Source organism: Sediminitomix flava (genome assembly GCF_003149185.1).
In the GTDB taxonomy this organism is placed as follows: Bacteria; Bacteroidota; Bacteroidia; order Cytophagales; family Flammeovirgaceae; genus Sediminitomix; species Sediminitomix flava.
Genome location: NZ_QGDO01000003.1, coordinates 739512 through 757733 on the forward strand (window position 1 = coordinate 739512; position 18222 = coordinate 757733).

13 protein-coding genes are annotated in these 18222 nt (G+C 36.2%); 9 read left to right on the plus strand and 4 right to left on the minus strand.

Annotation, left to right across the window (positions count from 1 at the left end):
* Window positions 1–183 precede the first annotated feature (183 nt).
* From BC781_RS14615 to BC781_RS14655, 9 genes are all read left to right on the plus strand, one after another.
* The gene (locus BC781_RS14615; protein ID WP_109619022.1) at window positions 184–1737 is read left to right on the plus strand and encodes a class I SAM-dependent DNA methyltransferase; all 1554 of its coding nucleotides are present in this window, start codon (window positions 184–186) and stop codon (window positions 1735–1737) included.
* The gene (locus BC781_RS25495) at window positions 1730–3058 is read left to right on the plus strand and encodes a restriction endonuclease subunit S (protein ID WP_158281491.1); all 1329 of its coding nucleotides are present in this window, start codon (window positions 1730–1732) and stop codon (window positions 3056–3058) included. The genes BC781_RS14615 and BC781_RS25495 overlap by 8 nt, the downstream gene beginning before the upstream one ends.
* A gap of 79 nt (window positions 3059–3137) precedes the next feature.
* Window positions 3138–4538, plus strand: a complete 1401-nt coding sequence (locus tag BC781_RS14625; RefSeq protein ID WP_109619024.1) for an AAA family ATPase — start codon at window positions 3138–3140, stop codon at window positions 4536–4538.
* A 3-nt stretch (window positions 4539–4541) separates the two neighbouring features.
* Window positions 4542–5108: a hypothetical protein gene (locus BC781_RS14630; protein ID WP_109619026.1), complete on the plus strand. Its 567-nt coding sequence runs from the start codon at window positions 4542–4544 to the stop codon at window positions 5106–5108.
* An 18-nt stretch (window positions 5109–5126) separates the two neighbouring features.
* Window positions 5127–8291, plus strand: coding sequence for a type I restriction endonuclease subunit R (locus BC781_RS14635; protein ID WP_109619028.1), 3165 nt, complete (start codon window positions 5127–5129; stop codon window positions 8289–8291).
* A gap of 32 nt (window positions 8292–8323) precedes the next feature.
* Window positions 8324–10234 carry an McrB family protein gene (locus BC781_RS14640; protein WP_109619030.1) on the plus strand — a complete coding sequence of 637 codons (1911 nt, stop codon included), beginning with the start codon at window positions 8324–8326 and terminating at the stop codon, window positions 10232–10234.
* Window positions 10235–11467 carry an McrC family protein gene (locus tag BC781_RS14645; protein ID WP_109619032.1) on the plus strand — a complete coding sequence of 411 codons (1233 nt, stop codon included), beginning with the start codon at window positions 10235–10237 and terminating at the stop codon, window positions 11465–11467. It abuts the gene before it with no gap.
* A gap of 173 nt (window positions 11468–11640) precedes the next feature.
* A complete protein-coding gene (locus BC781_RS14650) occupies window positions 11641–12345 on the plus strand; it encodes a hypothetical protein (RefSeq protein ID WP_146201695.1) in 705 nt (234 codons plus the stop codon).
* A 123-nt stretch (window positions 12346–12468) separates the two neighbouring features.
* Complete coding sequence (locus tag BC781_RS14655) at window positions 12469–13314, plus strand: hypothetical protein (RefSeq protein WP_109619036.1); 846 nt, start codon at window positions 12469–12471, stop codon at window positions 13312–13314.
* Between the two features lie 545 nt (window positions 13315–13859).
* Here BC781_RS14655 and BC781_RS14660 read toward each other — a convergent pair.
* The 4 genes from BC781_RS14660 to BC781_RS14675 all read right to left on the minus strand — a co-directional run bounded on the left by BC781_RS14660 (window position 13860) and on the right by BC781_RS14675 (window position 18144).
* The gene (locus BC781_RS14660) at window positions 13860–15773 is read right to left on the minus strand and encodes a primase-helicase family protein (protein WP_109619038.1); all 1914 of its coding nucleotides are present in this window, start codon (window positions 15771–15773) and stop codon (window positions 13860–13862) included.
* A complete protein-coding gene (locus BC781_RS14665; protein WP_109619040.1) occupies window positions 15770–16375 on the minus strand; it encodes a BT4734/BF3469 family protein in 606 nt (201 codons plus the stop codon). Before BC781_RS14665 ends, BC781_RS14660 begins: the two co-directional genes overlap by 4 nt.
* A 253-nt stretch (window positions 16376–16628) precedes the next feature.
* Window positions 16629–17018 carry a helix-turn-helix domain-containing protein gene (locus BC781_RS14670; RefSeq protein ID WP_109619042.1) on the minus strand — a complete coding sequence of 130 codons (390 nt, stop codon included), beginning with the start codon at window positions 17016–17018 and terminating at the stop codon, window positions 16629–16631.
* Window positions 17011–18144, minus strand: coding sequence for a site-specific integrase (locus BC781_RS14675; RefSeq protein WP_109619044.1), 1134 nt, complete (start codon window positions 18142–18144; stop codon window positions 17011–17013). Before BC781_RS14675 ends, BC781_RS14670 begins: the two co-directional genes overlap by 8 nt.
* Window positions 18145–18222: the final 78 nt, after the last annotated feature.

Below are 18222 nucleotides of genomic sequence, written 5' to 3' on the forward strand. Positions count from 1 at the left end.
GCTTTATCTAAACATATTTTAACATCAATCCTTTCCTATTTTTTGTCCAATCATCGTTCTTAGAAGGAAAGAGAAATTAGGCTACAACCACCATCATAACTGTAGCCATAAAGCTTGTAAAAGATAATACAGAAAGCCTCTCTTTTGGGAGGCTTTTTTCATATAGATATTTTAAACTAACTCATGGCAAAGAAAGCAGCAGCGAAAGCGAAGAAGAGTATGGAAGAGAGTCTGTGGGACTCAGCCAACAAGCTCAGAGGAACGGTAGAATCATCGGAATATAAGCACGTAGTACTTGGGCTGATCTTTTTGAAATTTACCTCAGACAAGTTTACAGCGCGTAGAGAGGAGCTGATCGGAGAAGGGAAAGAGAAATACTTAGAGATGAAGGAATTCTATAATATGAAGAATGTCTTTTTCTTGCCCGAAGAATCTCGTTGGGAGTATCTGATTGCCAATGCCAAACAAGACGATATTGCTCTAAAGATTGATACAGCTTTGCATACCGTAGAGAAAAACAATCCGTCTTTGAAAGGGGCTTTGCCAGACAACTATTTTTCTAGGCTAAACCTTGATGCTTCCAAGCTGTCGGCATTGCTCGATACGATCAACAATATTGATACGCTAGGCGATAAGGAAAATGATGTAGTAGGACGCATCTACGAGTATTTCTTGGGCAAATTTGCCTCTGCCGAAGGAAAAGGCGGTGGGGAATTCTATACCCCAAAATGTGTGGTAAACCTCATCGCTGAAATGCTAGAACCTTACAAAGGGAAAATCTATGACCCTGCATGTGGTTCGGGAGGGATGTTTGTACAGTCGATCAAGTTTGTGGAAAGCCACCAAGGAAACAAGAGAGACATTTCGATCTACGGACAAGAATATACGGCTACTACCTACAAACTAGCCAAAATGAACCTTGCCGTACGTGGTATCTCGGCTAACCTTGGCGATGTACCAGCCAATACCTTCTTCAAAGATCAGCACCCCGATTTGAAAGCGGATTATATTATGGCAAATCCGCCATTCAACCAATCGCAATGGAGAGAGACCAACGAACTAGAAGACGATGCACGTTGGGCTGGTTATACTTCTCCTCCTACGGGAAATGCGAACTACGCTTGGATTTTGCACATGCTTTCCAAACTTTCTGAAACAGGTACAGCAGGTTTTGTACTTGCCAACGGTAGTATGAGTTCGAATACTTCGGGAGAGGGCGAAATCCGTAAGCAACTGATCGAAAATGATATGGTAGATTGTATGATTGCCTTGCCAGGGCAGTTGTTCTATACTACCCAAATTCCTGTTTGTTTGTGGTTTGTGACCAAAAACAAAAAGGCAGATAACGAACACGGTTACCGTAATCGTGAGGGCGAAACCCTTTTCATTGATACTCGACAAATGGGGAGTATGGTAAGCCGTACCCAAAAAGAATTGTCCGCAGAAGATATTGCAGAAATTTGCCGTACCTACCATGCGTGGCGTGGAGAAGAAAAGGACGGAAATTATGAAGATGTAGCAGGTTTCTGTAAGTCGGCTAGCCTAGAAGATATTCAGAAGAATGATTATGTACTGACCCCAGGGCGTTATGTGGGAGTTGCCGAAGAGGAAGATGACGGAATTCCTTTTGAAGAGAAAATGAGCAGCCTAAGCCAAAAGCTTTTTAGCCAAATGAAAGAGGCCGAAGTTTTAGACTTGGCTATTCGTGAAAACTTAAAACTTTTGGGCTATGAATAAGGGGTGGAGAGAAGTTAAATTAATAGATGTTACCTCTAAGATTGGAAGTGGTTCAACTCCTAGAGGTGGAAAAGAAGCTTATAAAACAGAAGGTATTTCTCTTATCAGAAGTCAAAACGTTTTAGACTTTGAGTTTTCAACCGACGGCTTAGCTTTTATTGATGAAGATCAAGCTGAAAAGTTGAAAAATGTAATTATTGAAGAAGGTGATATTCTTATTAATATTACAGGTGATTCAGTGGCAAGAGTCTGTTCTGCACCAAAAGAATATTTACCTGCTAGAGTGAATCAGCATGTGGCTATACTTCGACCAAACAAAGAAGAATTAGATTCATCTTTTCTGAAATACTTTTTGTTGTCACCTTACCAAAAGGCACATTTACTTACTCTTGCATCTTCGGGAGCGACAAGAAATGCTTTAACAAAAAGCATGTTAGAAAATTTAGAGGTTAAGCTCCCCCCACTTCATGAACAAAAAGCCATAGCTCATATTCTAGGTACATTAGACGATAAAATCGAGCTAAACCGCCAAATGAATAAGAGTTTGGAAGAAATGGCACAAGCCCTCTTTCAGTCTTGGTTTGTGGACTTCGATCCTGTGATAGACAATGCTCTCAAACAAAGAAACGAAATTCCCAAAGCTTTAGCCTATAAAGCCGAAAAGCGAAAGGCTGTACTCGCCAATTCAGAATATCCAAGTTTGCCCGAAGAGATTCAAGCCCTTTTCCCTTCTTCTTTTGTCTATAATGAGACACTTGCAAAATGGATTCCTGAGGGATGGGAGGTGAAGAAGTTAGAAGAAAATGTAGAGGTAAAGTATGGTAAAGACCACAAAAAATTATCTGAAGGTCAGTTTCCAGTATATGGTTCAGGCGGAATAATGCGATATGTAGATCAAACGCTTTGTGAAGCTGAATCTGTTTTAATCCCTCGAAAAGGAACACTTAACAATATCATGTATGTGAGAGAACCTTTTTGGTCAGTTGATACGATGTTCTTTACCAAGTTCAAAATTGAGAACTATGTAAAATTTCTCTTTTACACTTTACGAAGGTTAAATTTTACTGAAATGAATGTTGGGTCTGCCGTTCCAAGTATGACAACTAAGGTTCTAAACAGTATGAATTTATTGACTCCTTCAAATGAAATACTAATTCAATTTGAAAAAGAGTTAGAGCAATTCTACTTAAAGATAGAATCAAATTCTAAAGAAACAGAAAATCTAACTCAACTCCGAGACATTTTATTACCTCAATTAATATCGGGGAAATTGAGTGTGCCAGAGGTGATGTTGGAGATTAACAATATATCAGAAATTTAAGCTTAGAAAAGGAGCTTGTGGACTACTTCATTATATTTACAACTTGTATAAAAGTTTACTAGTATTAGTATAAATAATCATGAAAGTTAGGATTAATAATTTTGGACCTGTCAGAGGGAAGCAGAATTATGTAATAGACCTTAGTAAACAGTTAACTATCGTTACTGGAGGGAATGGTTTAGGGAAAACCTATTTAGGGTATATGGTATATGGTTTATTGAAGAGGTTCTCAGAAATAACTCTCAATGATAACCGTTACATCCTTGATAAATGGATAGAAAAAGATAAAAGTTATTACTATTTAACATTGTCTCCTTCACGTTTTCAAAAGGTATTGAATATGATATTCAATGTTTTTTATGAAGACTTACCAGCTTTATTAGGTGTTGACCGTAAGACAGCTGATATGATTTTTAATCAGTTGGGAATTCAAATCATTGAGATCGATAGTTTACATAAAGAATATATGGATTCTAAAATAGAGCTAAAGAATGGAGGAGATGATACACTTGTAGCTAAGGAAGAAGGGGAAGAAAGGATTAAGCTCCCTTTGGATGACGAAAATGAATCAACAGGAAAAACTGCGATTGCTGGGGTTATGAGTTTTTTTGTGAAGAAGAGTATTCTAAAACTCATATCAATAAGAAGAGTATATTACATTCCTGTTGAAAGAAATTCCTTATATACTTTTAGTAAAGAATTATCATTAAAGAGGTCTGAGATTATTGACCAAATGCATAATTTTTTAATCAATTCAAAAAAGGAAGAAGATACACTTTCTAAATTACTTAAACGGAATTCTAATCGTTACCCTGAAGCAATTGAGGATGCTCTACGTCAGGCACAAGACCTTACTCAGTTGACAAAAAGTGAATCTGAACCTTGTTTTTTAAAGTTAGCAAATGAAATAGAAACAGATATTTTACAAGGGACGATCAATATTAGCTCAGACGGAGAAGTAGAATTTGTTCCTCAAAAGTCTAGAAGGAAGAAAGTTCCTGTTCATTTAAGTGCATCTTTTATTAAAACGATATCTAGTGTATTACTTTTTCTAAAGCATACAGGAGAGAAAGGGGATATGGTGATGATAGATGAGCCAGAAATGAACTTACATCCCGATATGCAGATATTATTTGCTCGCATTTTGGTAAAAATGTCAAACTCGGGGATTAAGGTATGGTTAAGTACACATAGTGATTATGTTATATCTGAGATTAATAATATGTTCTTAGCTGGAGTACTTATTGAAAAAGGGCAAGAAGAAAAGGTTCTTGAGTGGGGCTACAATAAAGGAGTATCAATAAATAAGGATAATGCTCAAGCACTTTATTTAGATGGAGAAGAGGCTAAAACTCAGGTTAAGATAAAGAATCTGAATATTAGTGATCAAGGGATTGATATAGCATCAATAAATACAACCTTAGAAAGGTTGAATGAAAGAAGTAATGAGTTGGAGGAGCTGTATGAAAATTTGGATTAATATATGTCTCAGGATATTTTTAAAAAAATTGGAGAAGGAATTAATGAGTCTAGTAAGTGTTTGACAGGGTTGCTTGAGGAAGAGTCTGAGCAAATGAAAGTGCCACTTTCTCAATATGAAAAATTAGATAAAACCTTAGTTATTTCTCCGTTAGATAATGAAAAAGATAGAGTTTGGGCTTTTTTCACAAGTAGTGTAAGCTTAGAGATTGCTGATTATATAATCTATTCTTTACAGGGAGACGATATTTTTTGCTTTGTTTTAGACTTAAAGAAATCAAAAACAAATGACAATAAATCTAAAGGACGTAAACAAATTGTATCTACAATTCCCTTAGCTAAAATGCTCTATGAAAAAACAACAGGTGTTAACCCAGAGGAACTTAAGTGTGTAGGTATAAGAGTATTTGGTCCTCCTAGGGGAAAGAAAGTACCAAACAAATTAGAGCCGAGTAAAGACGATGATGGTAAATTGGTTATTGTTAATTATAATCAGAATAAGTCTGGAGCGAAATTAACATCCCTAACTCATTTGGTGAAGGAAATAAAAAAAGAAGGTTTTTTTAACTAGTAAACATAAAGGAATCTGATGAAATACACCGAAGCCAAATTAGAAGAAGCTGTAATTGACCTATTGCAGAAGCAAGGCTTTACTTATCAGAAAGGAGAAACGATTACTAGAGCAAAAGATGAAGCATTGCTCAAAGATGATCTTTTTGCCTTTCTGAAAAAGCGTTATGCCGAAGCACAGTTTTCTGATGCCGAGATTAGCCAAATCATCCGTCAGTTGGAGGTATTGCCTTCTTCAGACTTATATGATAGCAATAAGAAATTCATGAAATGGGTATCGGATGGATTTATTTTCAAAAGAGAAAAACATGATCAGAAAGACCTTCTGATTCAGCTCTTAGACTATAAGCAGATTGAGAACAATAGCTTCAAAATTGTCAATCAGCTCGAAATTCAAGGGGCAGAACTCCGAATTCCCGATGGAATTATTTATATCAACGGCTTGCCTTTGGTGGTCTTTGAGTTCAAATCAGCGATCAGAGAAGAAGCGACCATTCACGATGCTTACGAACAACTGAGCGTTCGCTACCGTCGTGATATTCCCGAACTGCTGAAATACAATGCCTTTTGTGTCATTAGCGATGGTGTAAACAACAAGGCAGGTTCCCTTTTCGCACCTTACGAATTTTTCTACGCTTGGCGAAGAACCGAAGGCTTGGCAAAAGAAGTAGATGGTATTTCATCGCTCTTTACCATGCTCGAAGGAATGTTTGACAAAGGGCGATTGCTCGATATCATTCATCATTTTATCTATATCCCTGATACAGGAAACAAAGAGGTAAAAGTACTCTGCCGTTATCCGCAGTATTACGCTACTCGCAAGCTTTACGAAAACGTACTCTTGCATCAAAAGCCCGAAGGAGACGGAAAAGGAGGAACGTACTTTGGAGCTACGGGTTGTGGAAAGAGTTTCACGATGCTTTTCCTTGCTCGTATGCTGATGAAAAGCGAAGCCTTAAAAAGTCCGACCATCATCATTATTACAGACCGTACCGATTTGGACGATCAGCTTTCGGGGCAATTCACCAATGCCAAAGGCTATATCGGAGATCAAGTGGTACAAAGTGTAGAGAGCCGTTCTGACCTCAGAAGCAAACTGCAAGGACGTAATTCGGGAGGGGTATTTTTAACCACTATCCATAAGTTCAACGAAGACACCGAACTACTCACAGAGCGTACCAATGTCATCTGTATTTCAGACGAAGCACACCGTAGCCAAGTCAATTTAGATCAGAAAATTACGGTCACAGAGCAAGGTGTAAAGAAAAGCTATGGTTTCGCAAAGCACTTGCATGAGTCATTGCCAAATGCCACCTATGTAGGCTTTACAGGCACGCCAATTGATGCCACTTTAGACGTATTCGGAAATATCGTAGATTCCTACACCATGACCGAGTCTGTAAAAGATGAAATTACGGTCAGATTGGTTTATGAAGGGCGTTCTGCAAAAATTGTCTTGAACAATCAGCAACTCCAACAGATTGAGGAATACTACGACAATTGCCTGAGAGAAGGTTCTAGCGAATACCATGTAGATAAGAGTAAGCAAGAAATGGCAAATATGAATGTCATTCTAGGTGATCCCGATCGTTTAGCGACACTTGCCAAAGACTTTGTAGCACATTATGAAAATCGTATCGCAGAAGGCAATACCGTAAAAGGAAAAGCCATGTTTGTATGCAGTAGCCGATACATTGCCTATGATTTCTACCAACAACTGATAGCCTTACGTCCTGAATGGGCTGAAGTCCGTACACATGCCGAAGGTGAAGAAGGAGAAAATGGACTAACCGAAAAAGAACAAAAGGAAATCCTACCTATGGAGCGTGTCAAAATGATTATGACCAGAGGAAAGGATGACGAAGAGGATCTTTACAAAATGCTCGGAGATAAGAGCTATCGCAAGACTTTGGATGCACAGTTCAAAAATCCGAAATCTAATTTCAAGATTGCGATAGTCGTAGATATGTGGCTCACAGGTTTTGACGTACCATTCCTAGACACGATCTATATTGATAAACCACTCCAAAAGCATAACCTTATCCAAACCATATCTAGGGTAAACCGAAAGTTTGAAGGCAAGGAAAAAGGCTTGGTAGTTGATTATATTGGTATCAAAAAAGAAATGAACCTAGCCCTTGCGATGTACAACAAGGAGGAGGAACAAAACTTTGAAGATATCAAGCAGTCTGTTGTAGTGGTCAAAGATCATTTAGACTTGCTCAAAAGATTCTTCCATAGCTTCGATACAAGCAAATACTATCACGGAACTTCCGTTGAGCAATTGCAATGCTTAAATCTAGCTTCAGAGTTTGTACTGCATACCGAAGAAAGCAAAAAACGCTTTATGGATATGGTTAAACGTCTGAAATCAGCATACGATATCTGTTCGGGCAGTGAAGATTTGAGTGAAGAAGAAAAAGACCAAATCCATTTCTATCTAGCCATTCGTTCAATCATCTTCAAACTGACCAAAGGCGAAGCACCAGACACCGCACAAATGAATGCTCGTGTCCGAGAAATGGTCAAAGATGCTCTCCAATCAGACGGCATTGAAGAAATCCTTAAGATCGAAGGAAACAAAGAAGGAGAGGAAGATATTTTCGATGAAGAATACCTTCGTATGCTTGGCAATATCAAGATGCCAAACACCAAAATCCAATTGCTCCAAAAGCTTCTACAACAAGCAATTGGAAAGCTCAAAAAGGTCAATAAAATGCAAGGTGTGGACTTCTCTAAAAAGATGGAAGCCCTAGTAGAACGTTACAACCTCAGAGAAGGAAATAACTTTACAGGAGCAGAAGCCGATTACTTCTATTCTGACCTTACAGACCGTTTGTTAGACTTATTGAGTGAGATCAAAGCGGAATTCTCAGCAGGAGAAACACTTGGCATTGACTTCGAGGAAAAAGCCTTCTATGATATCCTAAAGGCAATGGCTCAAAAGTACGATTTCGATTATCCAGATGATGATCTATTGGTACTTGCCACAGCCGTCAAAAAGATTGTTGATGACCAATGTGCCTTCCCCGATTGGAATAAGCGAGAAGATATCAGAGCCATGCTCAAAGTAGAGCTTATCATTTTGCTCGATTCTCACGACTACCCACCAGTAGACAGGGATGAGGTGTACAAAGAGATTTTTGAGCAAGCGGAGAATTTTAAGAAGTATCAAGGAAGCTAATTTTTTAACAGGATAGATTTTTTAAGGTATTTATGAATAACCAAGATCAAGTATTACAAGATTTTTTAAATGAATGGCCTTTAGAAAGAGTACATTCAATGACTTTAGAGGAGTATACTAATCTTAATAAAGATGATGCTTTTACTTATTGTCTAGAGTCTAAGACAAAACTATTGGGGGGTATTCAAGGTGGTACAGCGCATAAGTTTGGGATATATAAAAAAAGGGATCTTACAAATATTGACTCAAGAAATGGCTATCAAGATGATGGTGAATATGCTTGGTTAGAGAAATATGGTAAAGATCGTGAAAGCGTATTTAAGAAAGTTAAAAAGCTAATAATAAAAACAATAGAGGCTTCTTCTGAAGGCAATTTTCATAAAATAGACACTATAGATTTAGGTAAAGTATATAAATGGAAAATTGCGTTTCTTTATTCTGATAAGCAGATTAGTAATATTTTTAAAAGGTATGTACTTGAGTCAATTGCTGAAAAGCTGGGGATTTCTTCTAAATCTAAAACATCTGAAATACAGCAGGCTATAGTAAAAAATAAACCAAGTGATGAAGAGTTTTTTGCTTATACAAATAGACTTTGGCAAGAACACAGTATTGCGCAAAAAGAAGAAGCAGAAGATGAAGAAGAATATGAAACCTATGAAGTAAAACCATCTTTGAATCAGATTCTTTATGGACCTCCTGGTACAGGGAAGACTTATAATACCATAAACAAAGCCCTTGAAATAATAGACGGAGTAGTACCCTCTGATAGAAACGTCGCAAAAACTAGATATGATGAATTAGTGAATAGTGGTCAAATTGTTTTCACTACTTTTCATCAAAGTATGAGTTATGAGGATTTTGTAGAAGGTATAAAGCCAAAAGTTATAAATGATAATATCTCTTATGGTACTGAGAGTGGTGTTTTTAAAAAAATATGTAGAGAGGCTGAAAAATTTATAAATACATCAGAGCAGGTTTTTCAAAAGGCTACGTTTGATCAGTTGATCGAGATATTAAGAGAAGAACTCGATGAAAGTGATCCGAACGAGGTGGAGATTCCTATGAAAAAAGCTTCATTTAGAATTACATCTATAAACGAAAGTAATATTAAATTTACTAAGGCAAGTGGTGGAACAAGCCATGATCTTGTTATTTCAACTTTACGAGATATATATTTTGGTAAGAGAGAATTTAAAAGTGGCTTAGGAACTTATTATCATCCATTAATTGATTACTTGAAATCAAAAACTACTGAGAATGATATAGACGCTACAGAAAAATCATTTGTCCTTATTATAGATGAGATTAATAGAGGAAATGTATCTTCTATTTTCGGAGAGCTTATAACGCTCATAGAGGAAAGTAAACGAATTGGTAATGAAGAAGAAATTCAAGTGATACTTCCTTATAGCAAAAAGTCTTTTGGAGTGCCAAACAATCTTCATATCATCGGTACAATGAATACGGCAGACCGTTCAGTAGAAGCTTTAGATACGGCTTTAAGAAGACGTTTTGTCTTTGAAGAAATGATGCCAAATCATGAATTACTTACTGATAAGGAAAAAGAAACAGGTTTCAACTTAAAGACAATCCTAAATACCATCAATAAGCGTATCAAAGTTTTATTAGATAGAGATCATCAGATTGGACATAGCTATTTCCTAAAAGTTGAAGATGAAGAAGATTTAAAACTATCATTTGCCAAAGAAATCATTCCGTTGCTTCAGGAGTATTTTTATGGCGATTATGTGAAAATTGCTTTGGTATTGGGTAAAGGTTTCTTTGAAGAGGTAGAAGAAGTACCTAGTGGTTTGTTTGCTGAAATCGAAGACTTTGATACAGAAATGTACTCAAGTCAAAAGCAATATGAACTAAAGAACCCATTAGAAATGGAAAGCGATGAGTTGGAAGAAGCTTTGAATCTCTTATTGAATAGATAGATGAAAAAGCAAACAACTTTCACAGTCTTTGAGCATCAGTCTTTGCGAATAGGAGAGAAGGTAGGAAATGTGAAGTTTGACGAAAAGCACCATGAAGCTTTAGTAAGGTTTCATGGCGATGATTCACCCTACTTTACATTGATTCATCGAGGTGTAAAATTCTGTGAGTATGTCGGGGTAATCAGAGTTGATAATATACTGATTGAAGTATTGCCTAAAGCAGATCGAAACACAGAAGATTCTGCAAAAGAAGAATGGCGTAAGGCGTTAGTTGGTATGTTGAAAGTGGTAGGCGCTTTCAATATTTCAGCGCCCAGCAGTTCTACGCTTTCATTGAAAAGTAATTATATTCTTGATCTCTATTTTGAACTCTTTCTGAAAGAAATTGAGTACTTGTTACATTTTGGGCTAGTCAAACAGTACAGAAGAGAAGAAAGCAATCAGAAGGCTTTAAAAGGTAAGCTACAACTCTCTGAGCATATCCGTAAAAATGTAGTTCATAAAGAGTGTTTCTATGTAAGTCATACGGTTTACGATCACGATCATAAGATTCACCAAATCTTGTTGAAAGCCTTGAAATTGGTCGCTGACATAAATCAAAATCCTACACTTAATGTAAAGTCGGTTCTTTTTAAGTTTCCTGAATTGGCAGACTTGAAAGTGACAGAAAAGACCTTCAACAAACTTCATCTGAGTAGGAAATTTAAGAACTATGAAAATGCGTTGAATATAGCGTATTTGCTTTTGCTGAATTATCACCCTGACCTCACAAAAGGGAAGAATGACGTTCTGGCTTTAATGTTCAATATGAATGACTTGTGGGAGCGTTTTGTATTAGTTAGCCTTAAGCGTAATCTGAAAGACTTCAAGGTAAAAGGACAGATCAGTAAACTATTTTGGAAAGGTGAGCAAAGAGGGCAGTCATATATACGTCCAGATATTGTTTTAAGTAGAGATGAGAGCACAATCGTATTAGATACTAAGTGGAAGTATATAAAAAGCAATATACCAAGCCCTGAAGACCTGAGGCAGCTTTATGCTTATCACAAGTATTATGATGCTGAAAAGGTCGCTTTGGTATATCCTGGAGTTGAGAAATTGAATAAAGGCATTTATCAAGATGGAAAGGAAGGAGAATGTGCTGTTATTCAAATTAAACCGAGCAGTAACATTTCTGAGTTTATGGATAGCATAGAGAATCATATTACTAATTGGATACAAAATAATTCATAGAGGTATAAACTAATTTTTGCAACAGGAGCAACAATTGCAACAGCTCAGACAAATACATGAAAACATGGTGTTTGAGCTGTCTTTTCCACTGTCAGACAGTGTCTGTACTCATTTTAGCAACAGAAGCAACAGTATTTTCACCCATACTAACAACAAAATCAACAAAACATAATATGGTATTTTTTAAACAAATAGTCTTCTTACTTCTATTATTGACTTGTTGCACTACTCAGCAACAGGAGGAAAGAAAGTTTCCAATTATTGTTGAAACAGGATTTGAAAAGGAAGCGAAGTTGTCACTCACCCGTTACGCAACAGGGTATCATGATATTTTTTATTTAGGTCAGTCAGTGGATACCATATTGATTTCTCCTAGTTCAAAATATCATTTTCCTCGACCTGAAAGAGGAGATAGTACATATATGCAGAAGTTAAATAGTCATCGAGAATATGTTGAAAAAGCTTATGAGAAGAATATCATAAAATATGATGAGAAAATCCCTGTATTGCCTAGTGTGAAAGATACAATAGGGACTTACCAGCTTTCGATAGACACTACTCAAAATATATTAGGAGAGAGCTATCCTATTTTTATAAAAAATAGCTCAGAAGGAATATGTATTATCACTGATATGTCGGGGTATCTACCTATTACGATTGAAGCAAGAAATATGGAGGGAAAGTGGAAGTCAATCACAAGACCTCTTTTAGGCTGTGGAACAGGGGAAGATTTACTTGTATTATATCCTGATGACCTAATTGTAACTCAATTTCCAATATTTGAAGGCGATTTCCATACAGTATTGAGAGTAAGGGTATCTGATGTAATTTCCAATGTAATAGAGGGTAGTATCAATCAAAGTCAGTTTAGGCGTTGATATTATCTGTTAGGAAAGGTTGTGATACAGATAACTAACTCTAGCAACAGAGAAGCAACAAGCTTGCAACTAACAATACTTTTGTCAGTCAAAGTAGCAGATCATTATTTTAACTTTTAGACCATGAGAATTTTCATTTTAGCTTTTTTATTTCTGACAGCATGTTCAGATAAAGATATATTTAGTTCTGTAGAGAATGAAAATAATGAGCTGAGAAATCAAATAGATTCCTTAAAGCAAATTAATAGAGGTTTAGCGAATAGTAATACGGTTTTAAATGAACAAATTGACGTATTGAATCATCATTTAGATTCCATTAAATCATCAGTGCCTTTTATTTTTGAGCAGGGGCTTCTATTGGAAAAGGAAAAAGATAGTGAGGCTGAAAAATTCTATAATCAGATATTGAATGAGAAGTCAGTAAATGAGTATTGGAAGGTATCTTCAGAAGATCGAATATTGGATATCAAGTTGAGGAATGCAGAAGGTTCGGATAAATGGCTTCTTTTAAATCAAAAGATGAAAAAGAATAGTATTGAAATTCAGAATTTAAATGCGTCAATTCTTCAGTTTGCTGATACACTTTACCTTATACATAGAGATGAAATGTGCGGAGAATGGGGTGGAAATACGGAACGTATTATGATCTATAAGGTAGGTTTAGACAAGGTGACGGCTTCTTATTCGAAGTACTCTGTAAATTGTGACAGCTTAATTGCTAATCCAAAAAATTATTACCCACCAAATTATAGTAATGAAGTGGTTAAAGAGTTAAACCGCATTGAAGTATTACAACTTAAAAAAGTAATTCATGAATTGCTAATAGCTAGGCTAAATAACGATTGGATCATTTCTAATTCAGGAGTACATAATACGGTGATGACAAGTGATAGTACATTCATTATTGAAGATTACCCTTCAATTGATTGGAGTAAGTTTCATGGATTGAAACAAATGATATTAAAGTAATAATACTCGGAAGGTGTGTTGTTTAAAATGTACAATTTTACCTTTCACTTTCTTCGTATTTCTAATTCCCCGAAAGCATACACCCCTCCAAAACTAGGATTTTATCTGGTCAATCTGGTCATTTCTTCAAAACAGTCTTTAATTAAGTTTGAGAGCTATTTTTTATGACCAGATAACTTTTCTGAATCTGGTCGCTATCTGGTCAATGTGGTTTTTATCTGGTCATTTGACCACTTCTGACCAGATTGAAAAAATGGAAGTGGTCAAGAAAAACACTGTTTAAATGTGCTTCAGTAGAGGTTTTTGGCATTTAACCAGATTGACCAGAGAATTTTCCATTTTTTAGGGGGAGGGTGTGGTTTCGCAAAATTCTATAAGAGAGGTGATAGATTGTACCCTCTTGAAATCTTTGTTTTGTTATAAAATAAGGCTTCAATTCTAATAGGATTGAATGTTTGAGCAACAGTTAGCAACAATACACTGAGAAAAAAGAAACCTTCTTGAATGATGATCCAAGAAGGTTTAAGAAATTTACAGGAAAACGCTTATATACTAGCAGGAGGTGTACCCTTTTTAAAGTAGAATCCTCGCTTTCCATCGACCTTATTTTCGGGTCTTTCGAAATAGGCATCGTGAATACAGTCAGCGTAGTTGGCAAACCATTTTTGAAATGTTCTGCCTCTGAGTTTATCCATATCAGGAAATTCAAGCTGAAATTGCTCCAATGTTTCAGTTGTTGGATAGAACGTTTTACTGTCGTTGCAATCCTTTACCCAAGAAAGAAATTCTTTAGAAGTAGTTTCTTTCAGTTTCCGCAATTGTAGATTAGGGTTGTAGGGAGTTTCTAAGCCTGTTGCAAGATATGTTTTAATACAAAGTGTCATTGTTGCAAAAAAGTATTGCCATTCGGCTTGTTTCCAATCAGAAGAGAAAAACCATTTTCCAAACTCATCTAAAGGACTGTGTCTCTCCGAAAAATAGTTGGTGAGTTCGAATTCATGAACACGATCTCTATCTGATCCGCCTTCTAGTTTCAATGTTGAGTTGCTGGTGATCATTGTTTTAGCAATAACCTTGTATGGATTTTTCCCTTTTGGATTGACCTCATATCCTTCTGTAATACCTGTATAAATGGATTCTAGATTGAATTTCTTAGTGATATCATTAAAAATAATAACTTGATCGTTGGGTTTGATTGCCTGAAATCGATGATTGTTACTCATTTGAAAATCCTTACCACTGATATCTGCACTGGGACGTAATTGAGCAATAGATTTTGTAAGAAGTGTTTTACCGCTACGACCATCTGCAGAATCTGACAAAGAGCTATCTGTAAGAACAATAGCTTTCATTTTCGTATTGTGATAGTAGTGTAGGCAATATCCTATAATAGCCATTAGCGACTGAATGCGTTTTCCATCAATTTGAGGTTCTTGAAGGAATTCTTCCTTTTCATTGATATAACCTTCACTGATTAAAAGTAGGAATTTTGCAAAGTCTGATTCCATTGGTAGGATTGTTCTATCTTCGATGAGTTCTGGATTGAATTTGTGAGCAATGATTTGCTCTTTCCATATATAGCCCTTTAGTTGAGAATAGGGTTTTAATTCCCATCCGTGTTTTGTTATCTCAAGAAACCCATTTGTAAAATATAGAAAGCAACTCGTAGCCGTATCTTTTACAAAAGAAAACTCATTTTCATAGGTTAATCTAGCGTAGAAACTCTCACAAATGTATTGTCTATTTCGTGTAAGTGTATCAAACATTTCAGGGTAGGAGAGTCCATGAGGTTCTATTCCTGTCTTACAAAGTCTGAAAATAAAATCGGTAACCTGGTCGACTTCAGTAAATTCTACAATATTCTCAATATCTCGTATAAATTTTCTCTCTCCTTTAGACGTACTGAAACGATAGAATTTATTTTCGATTAGACATTCTATAAGGTTGTGTGGCGAAATACGTGTTTTGCTGTTACCGTCTTTATCTTCGCTGACAGTGAAAAAGTTGATCGTAGGGAATCGTTGATTTGATTTATCACTTCGTTTAGTAGTCGTTTCCTTTTGTGGTTGTTTCGCTCGCCATTCGTTTATTTCTTGTTCAATGCCTTCAGCAGAGATAGGTTCTTGAATACCATATCTCAATCCGTCCATAGCATCCTTTATCCTGCCTTTAAGGTCTTTGATTGTCGGATTTGAATTAATCGCATTGATAAGAAAGACTTCTCCTTCATTATTTGCTAAAAGCTCTCCACCGACTAAACCTCCGATAAGTTTTCCAGCCTTTAAACAGTTTTCATGTTTCTGCCCCTCTCCAGCTTCAATGATCATTTTCTGAGCACGTTCCATTGTGGATTTTACTCTGTTTTGTATCAGCTCATCAGAAATGGTTGAGGTATAATTTGAAATATGTTGTGGCTCCCGTTCTGGAGCGTTTTCTATATAGTCTTGAATTGAAATCATAGTTGAAAAAATTTAGGATGAATAAAGCATTCAGGATCGTGAGGAATAAAACAAGCTCTCGAAAGGTCTTTACAGGCTTTATCTACTGTTAAGTTATATTTCTGTTGCAAGTAGTTGCTAATTGCAACAAAGTAGACAAGTTGGTGATGCTTATTTAAATCTACTTCTACAACCCATTTTAAGCCGTCTCCACTCGGACTCTTGAAAAGAAGTACTGTCTGGAAGTCATTATTGTTGATCAGTGTTGCTTTTGTTGCATCAAGTTGTTGCACATGGTCAAAGTCAAAGCAGATATAGCCAGACTGACTTATAATTCCTTTTTCTGATCGTTTTGAGAATACACCTGAGAAGGTGACGTAATCCATTCTTCTCTTAATATTAGAATCCTTCTTTAACCTGTATGTATCCGTAACTTTCTGATGGTATTTTCCAGAAATAACTTCGTAGAGTTGAATAATTGTGATGGAACGGTAAGGATAAGTGATTGTAATACCTCCTTTGAAATAGGAAAATAGACCTTCCTGTATTGGGTTGAAATCCCAGTTTATAGGATAACCATTTTCACCAATAATGACTCCTTTATCGGTTTTATATAGTTTCATTTTAATTTTATCTGTGTTGCTAACAGTTGCGCTTTTTGTTGCTGCTGTTGCAGACTGTGGAAAAATTAGGCAATAAAAGCCCTGAGCCCCTTTTTGAGGGCTTTATTACCTATTTCTAAAAGTTGGGATTGTTGCAACACTAGGAGAGAGGAATGGAAAAGCATTTGTGATCTTAAAGGCTTTTTCCTACATTAGTTCTCGCCAAAGAAAATAATGTATCCCCTCTGTGATCTAGTATTGCAATGGGGCTTTTTTATGCCTTGTGACTTTTCTGTCTTGCTTTCATGGAACGTAGAAAAGCCTCTGCTTTGGTTTCTGTCTTGATTTTTTCATTTGAATCTGCCAATCGTTTCTTTTCCATTGCTTCTACTAATTCCGCTTCTTTATAAAGCTTTTTTCGATTAAGCTTATAAGGTTTGATAAACCCTTGAGCTTGTAGAGCGTGAAGACTTCCTGTTGAAATATTGAGAAACTTGCTAGCCTGTTTGCTATCAAGAAATCCATTTTCGTTGTTGGAAGACTTTGTTGTATTTAACATTTCACTATTAACTTCTATAATAGCTTCTTTTACCATTGCCTTGATTTCAGCTTTAAAGGCTTCTGTATTGAATGAGAATAGTTGATTTTGAGCATTATTATTCATCGTTGTTTTGGTTTAAAATATTAGGAATATTGTTGACTGTACTGATTGCTTTTCGATTGTCTACTTTGGCGTATCGAAGGGTGTTATTAAGACTCTTATGTCCCATCATTTCCTTGGTCAAATAGATGTCACCTGTTTGCTGATAAATCAATGAACCATAGGTGTGACGGAAATTGTGAAAGGTAATGTCTTTATGAATTCCTGCTTTCATGACCCATTCCTTGATTCTAAGGTTCGTCCAAGCCGAATACTTGAAACCTTCGAAAATCAGTTGTTTAGGATTAGATGAACGTTCTCCCAAGAGTTCTAAAGTCTCTTGATTGATCGGCTGTATTTCTATATTCTTACGCTTTACCTGTCTGAATTTCAAATAAGGTTGTTGCCCTTCTTCTATGATAACATTTTCCCATTTGAGCATTAAAACATTTTGTTTTCTTAATCCTGTCAATGCACTGAATAGACAAGCTCTTTTGACTACATCAGAATGACAATGTGTATTTGCCAATTTCTTTAGTTCATCAATAGTCAAGTAATCTTTATGTACTTCAGCTTCTGGAATAGGTCTCACCCTAGCAGAGATATCTATAGGAATAATACCTTCCATAAAAGCCTCTTTAATGGTTAATCTCACTCTACTGAAATACGCTTTAGCCGTATTGCGAGAGAGCTTTTTGTCTTTACTCTTGGTTTGCATTGCCTCATGTAAAAGGTATTGCTTGATATTGTCCAAAACCTTATAATCAATGTGTTCCAATTGTAGGTCTTGTAACCACTCAATTCTAAGTAGACATGTTAAAGCACTTTTCCATGTACTGCTAGACTTGTCTTGATCCCTTTTAAGGATTTGCTGAGCAAAGTACTCAAGGAAAGTAAGGAATTTCTTGTCCTCATTTTCTAAAAGAGCACTATGCTTGAGTTCTTTGATCCTTTCCAAACGAATAATTTCAGCTTTGTTGATCATTCGTTGGTTATACTCCTTTTCAATTTTATCCGTAGCAGGAGTGAAGATGTGAGTCTTAAGGTATTCCTTGAATCGATTTCCAGCAAAAGTGATATCAAGAAATAGACTTGCTTTTTTCCCTTTTTCGATAGGTTTTTGTCTTAGTGTTACTTTGTACTTTACCATAAAGCGTTTTTTTGTTTTTAACTTTGGTATGGTTCAAAGGAACGGAGAAAAAGGAGTTACCCCTACCATTACCCCTAG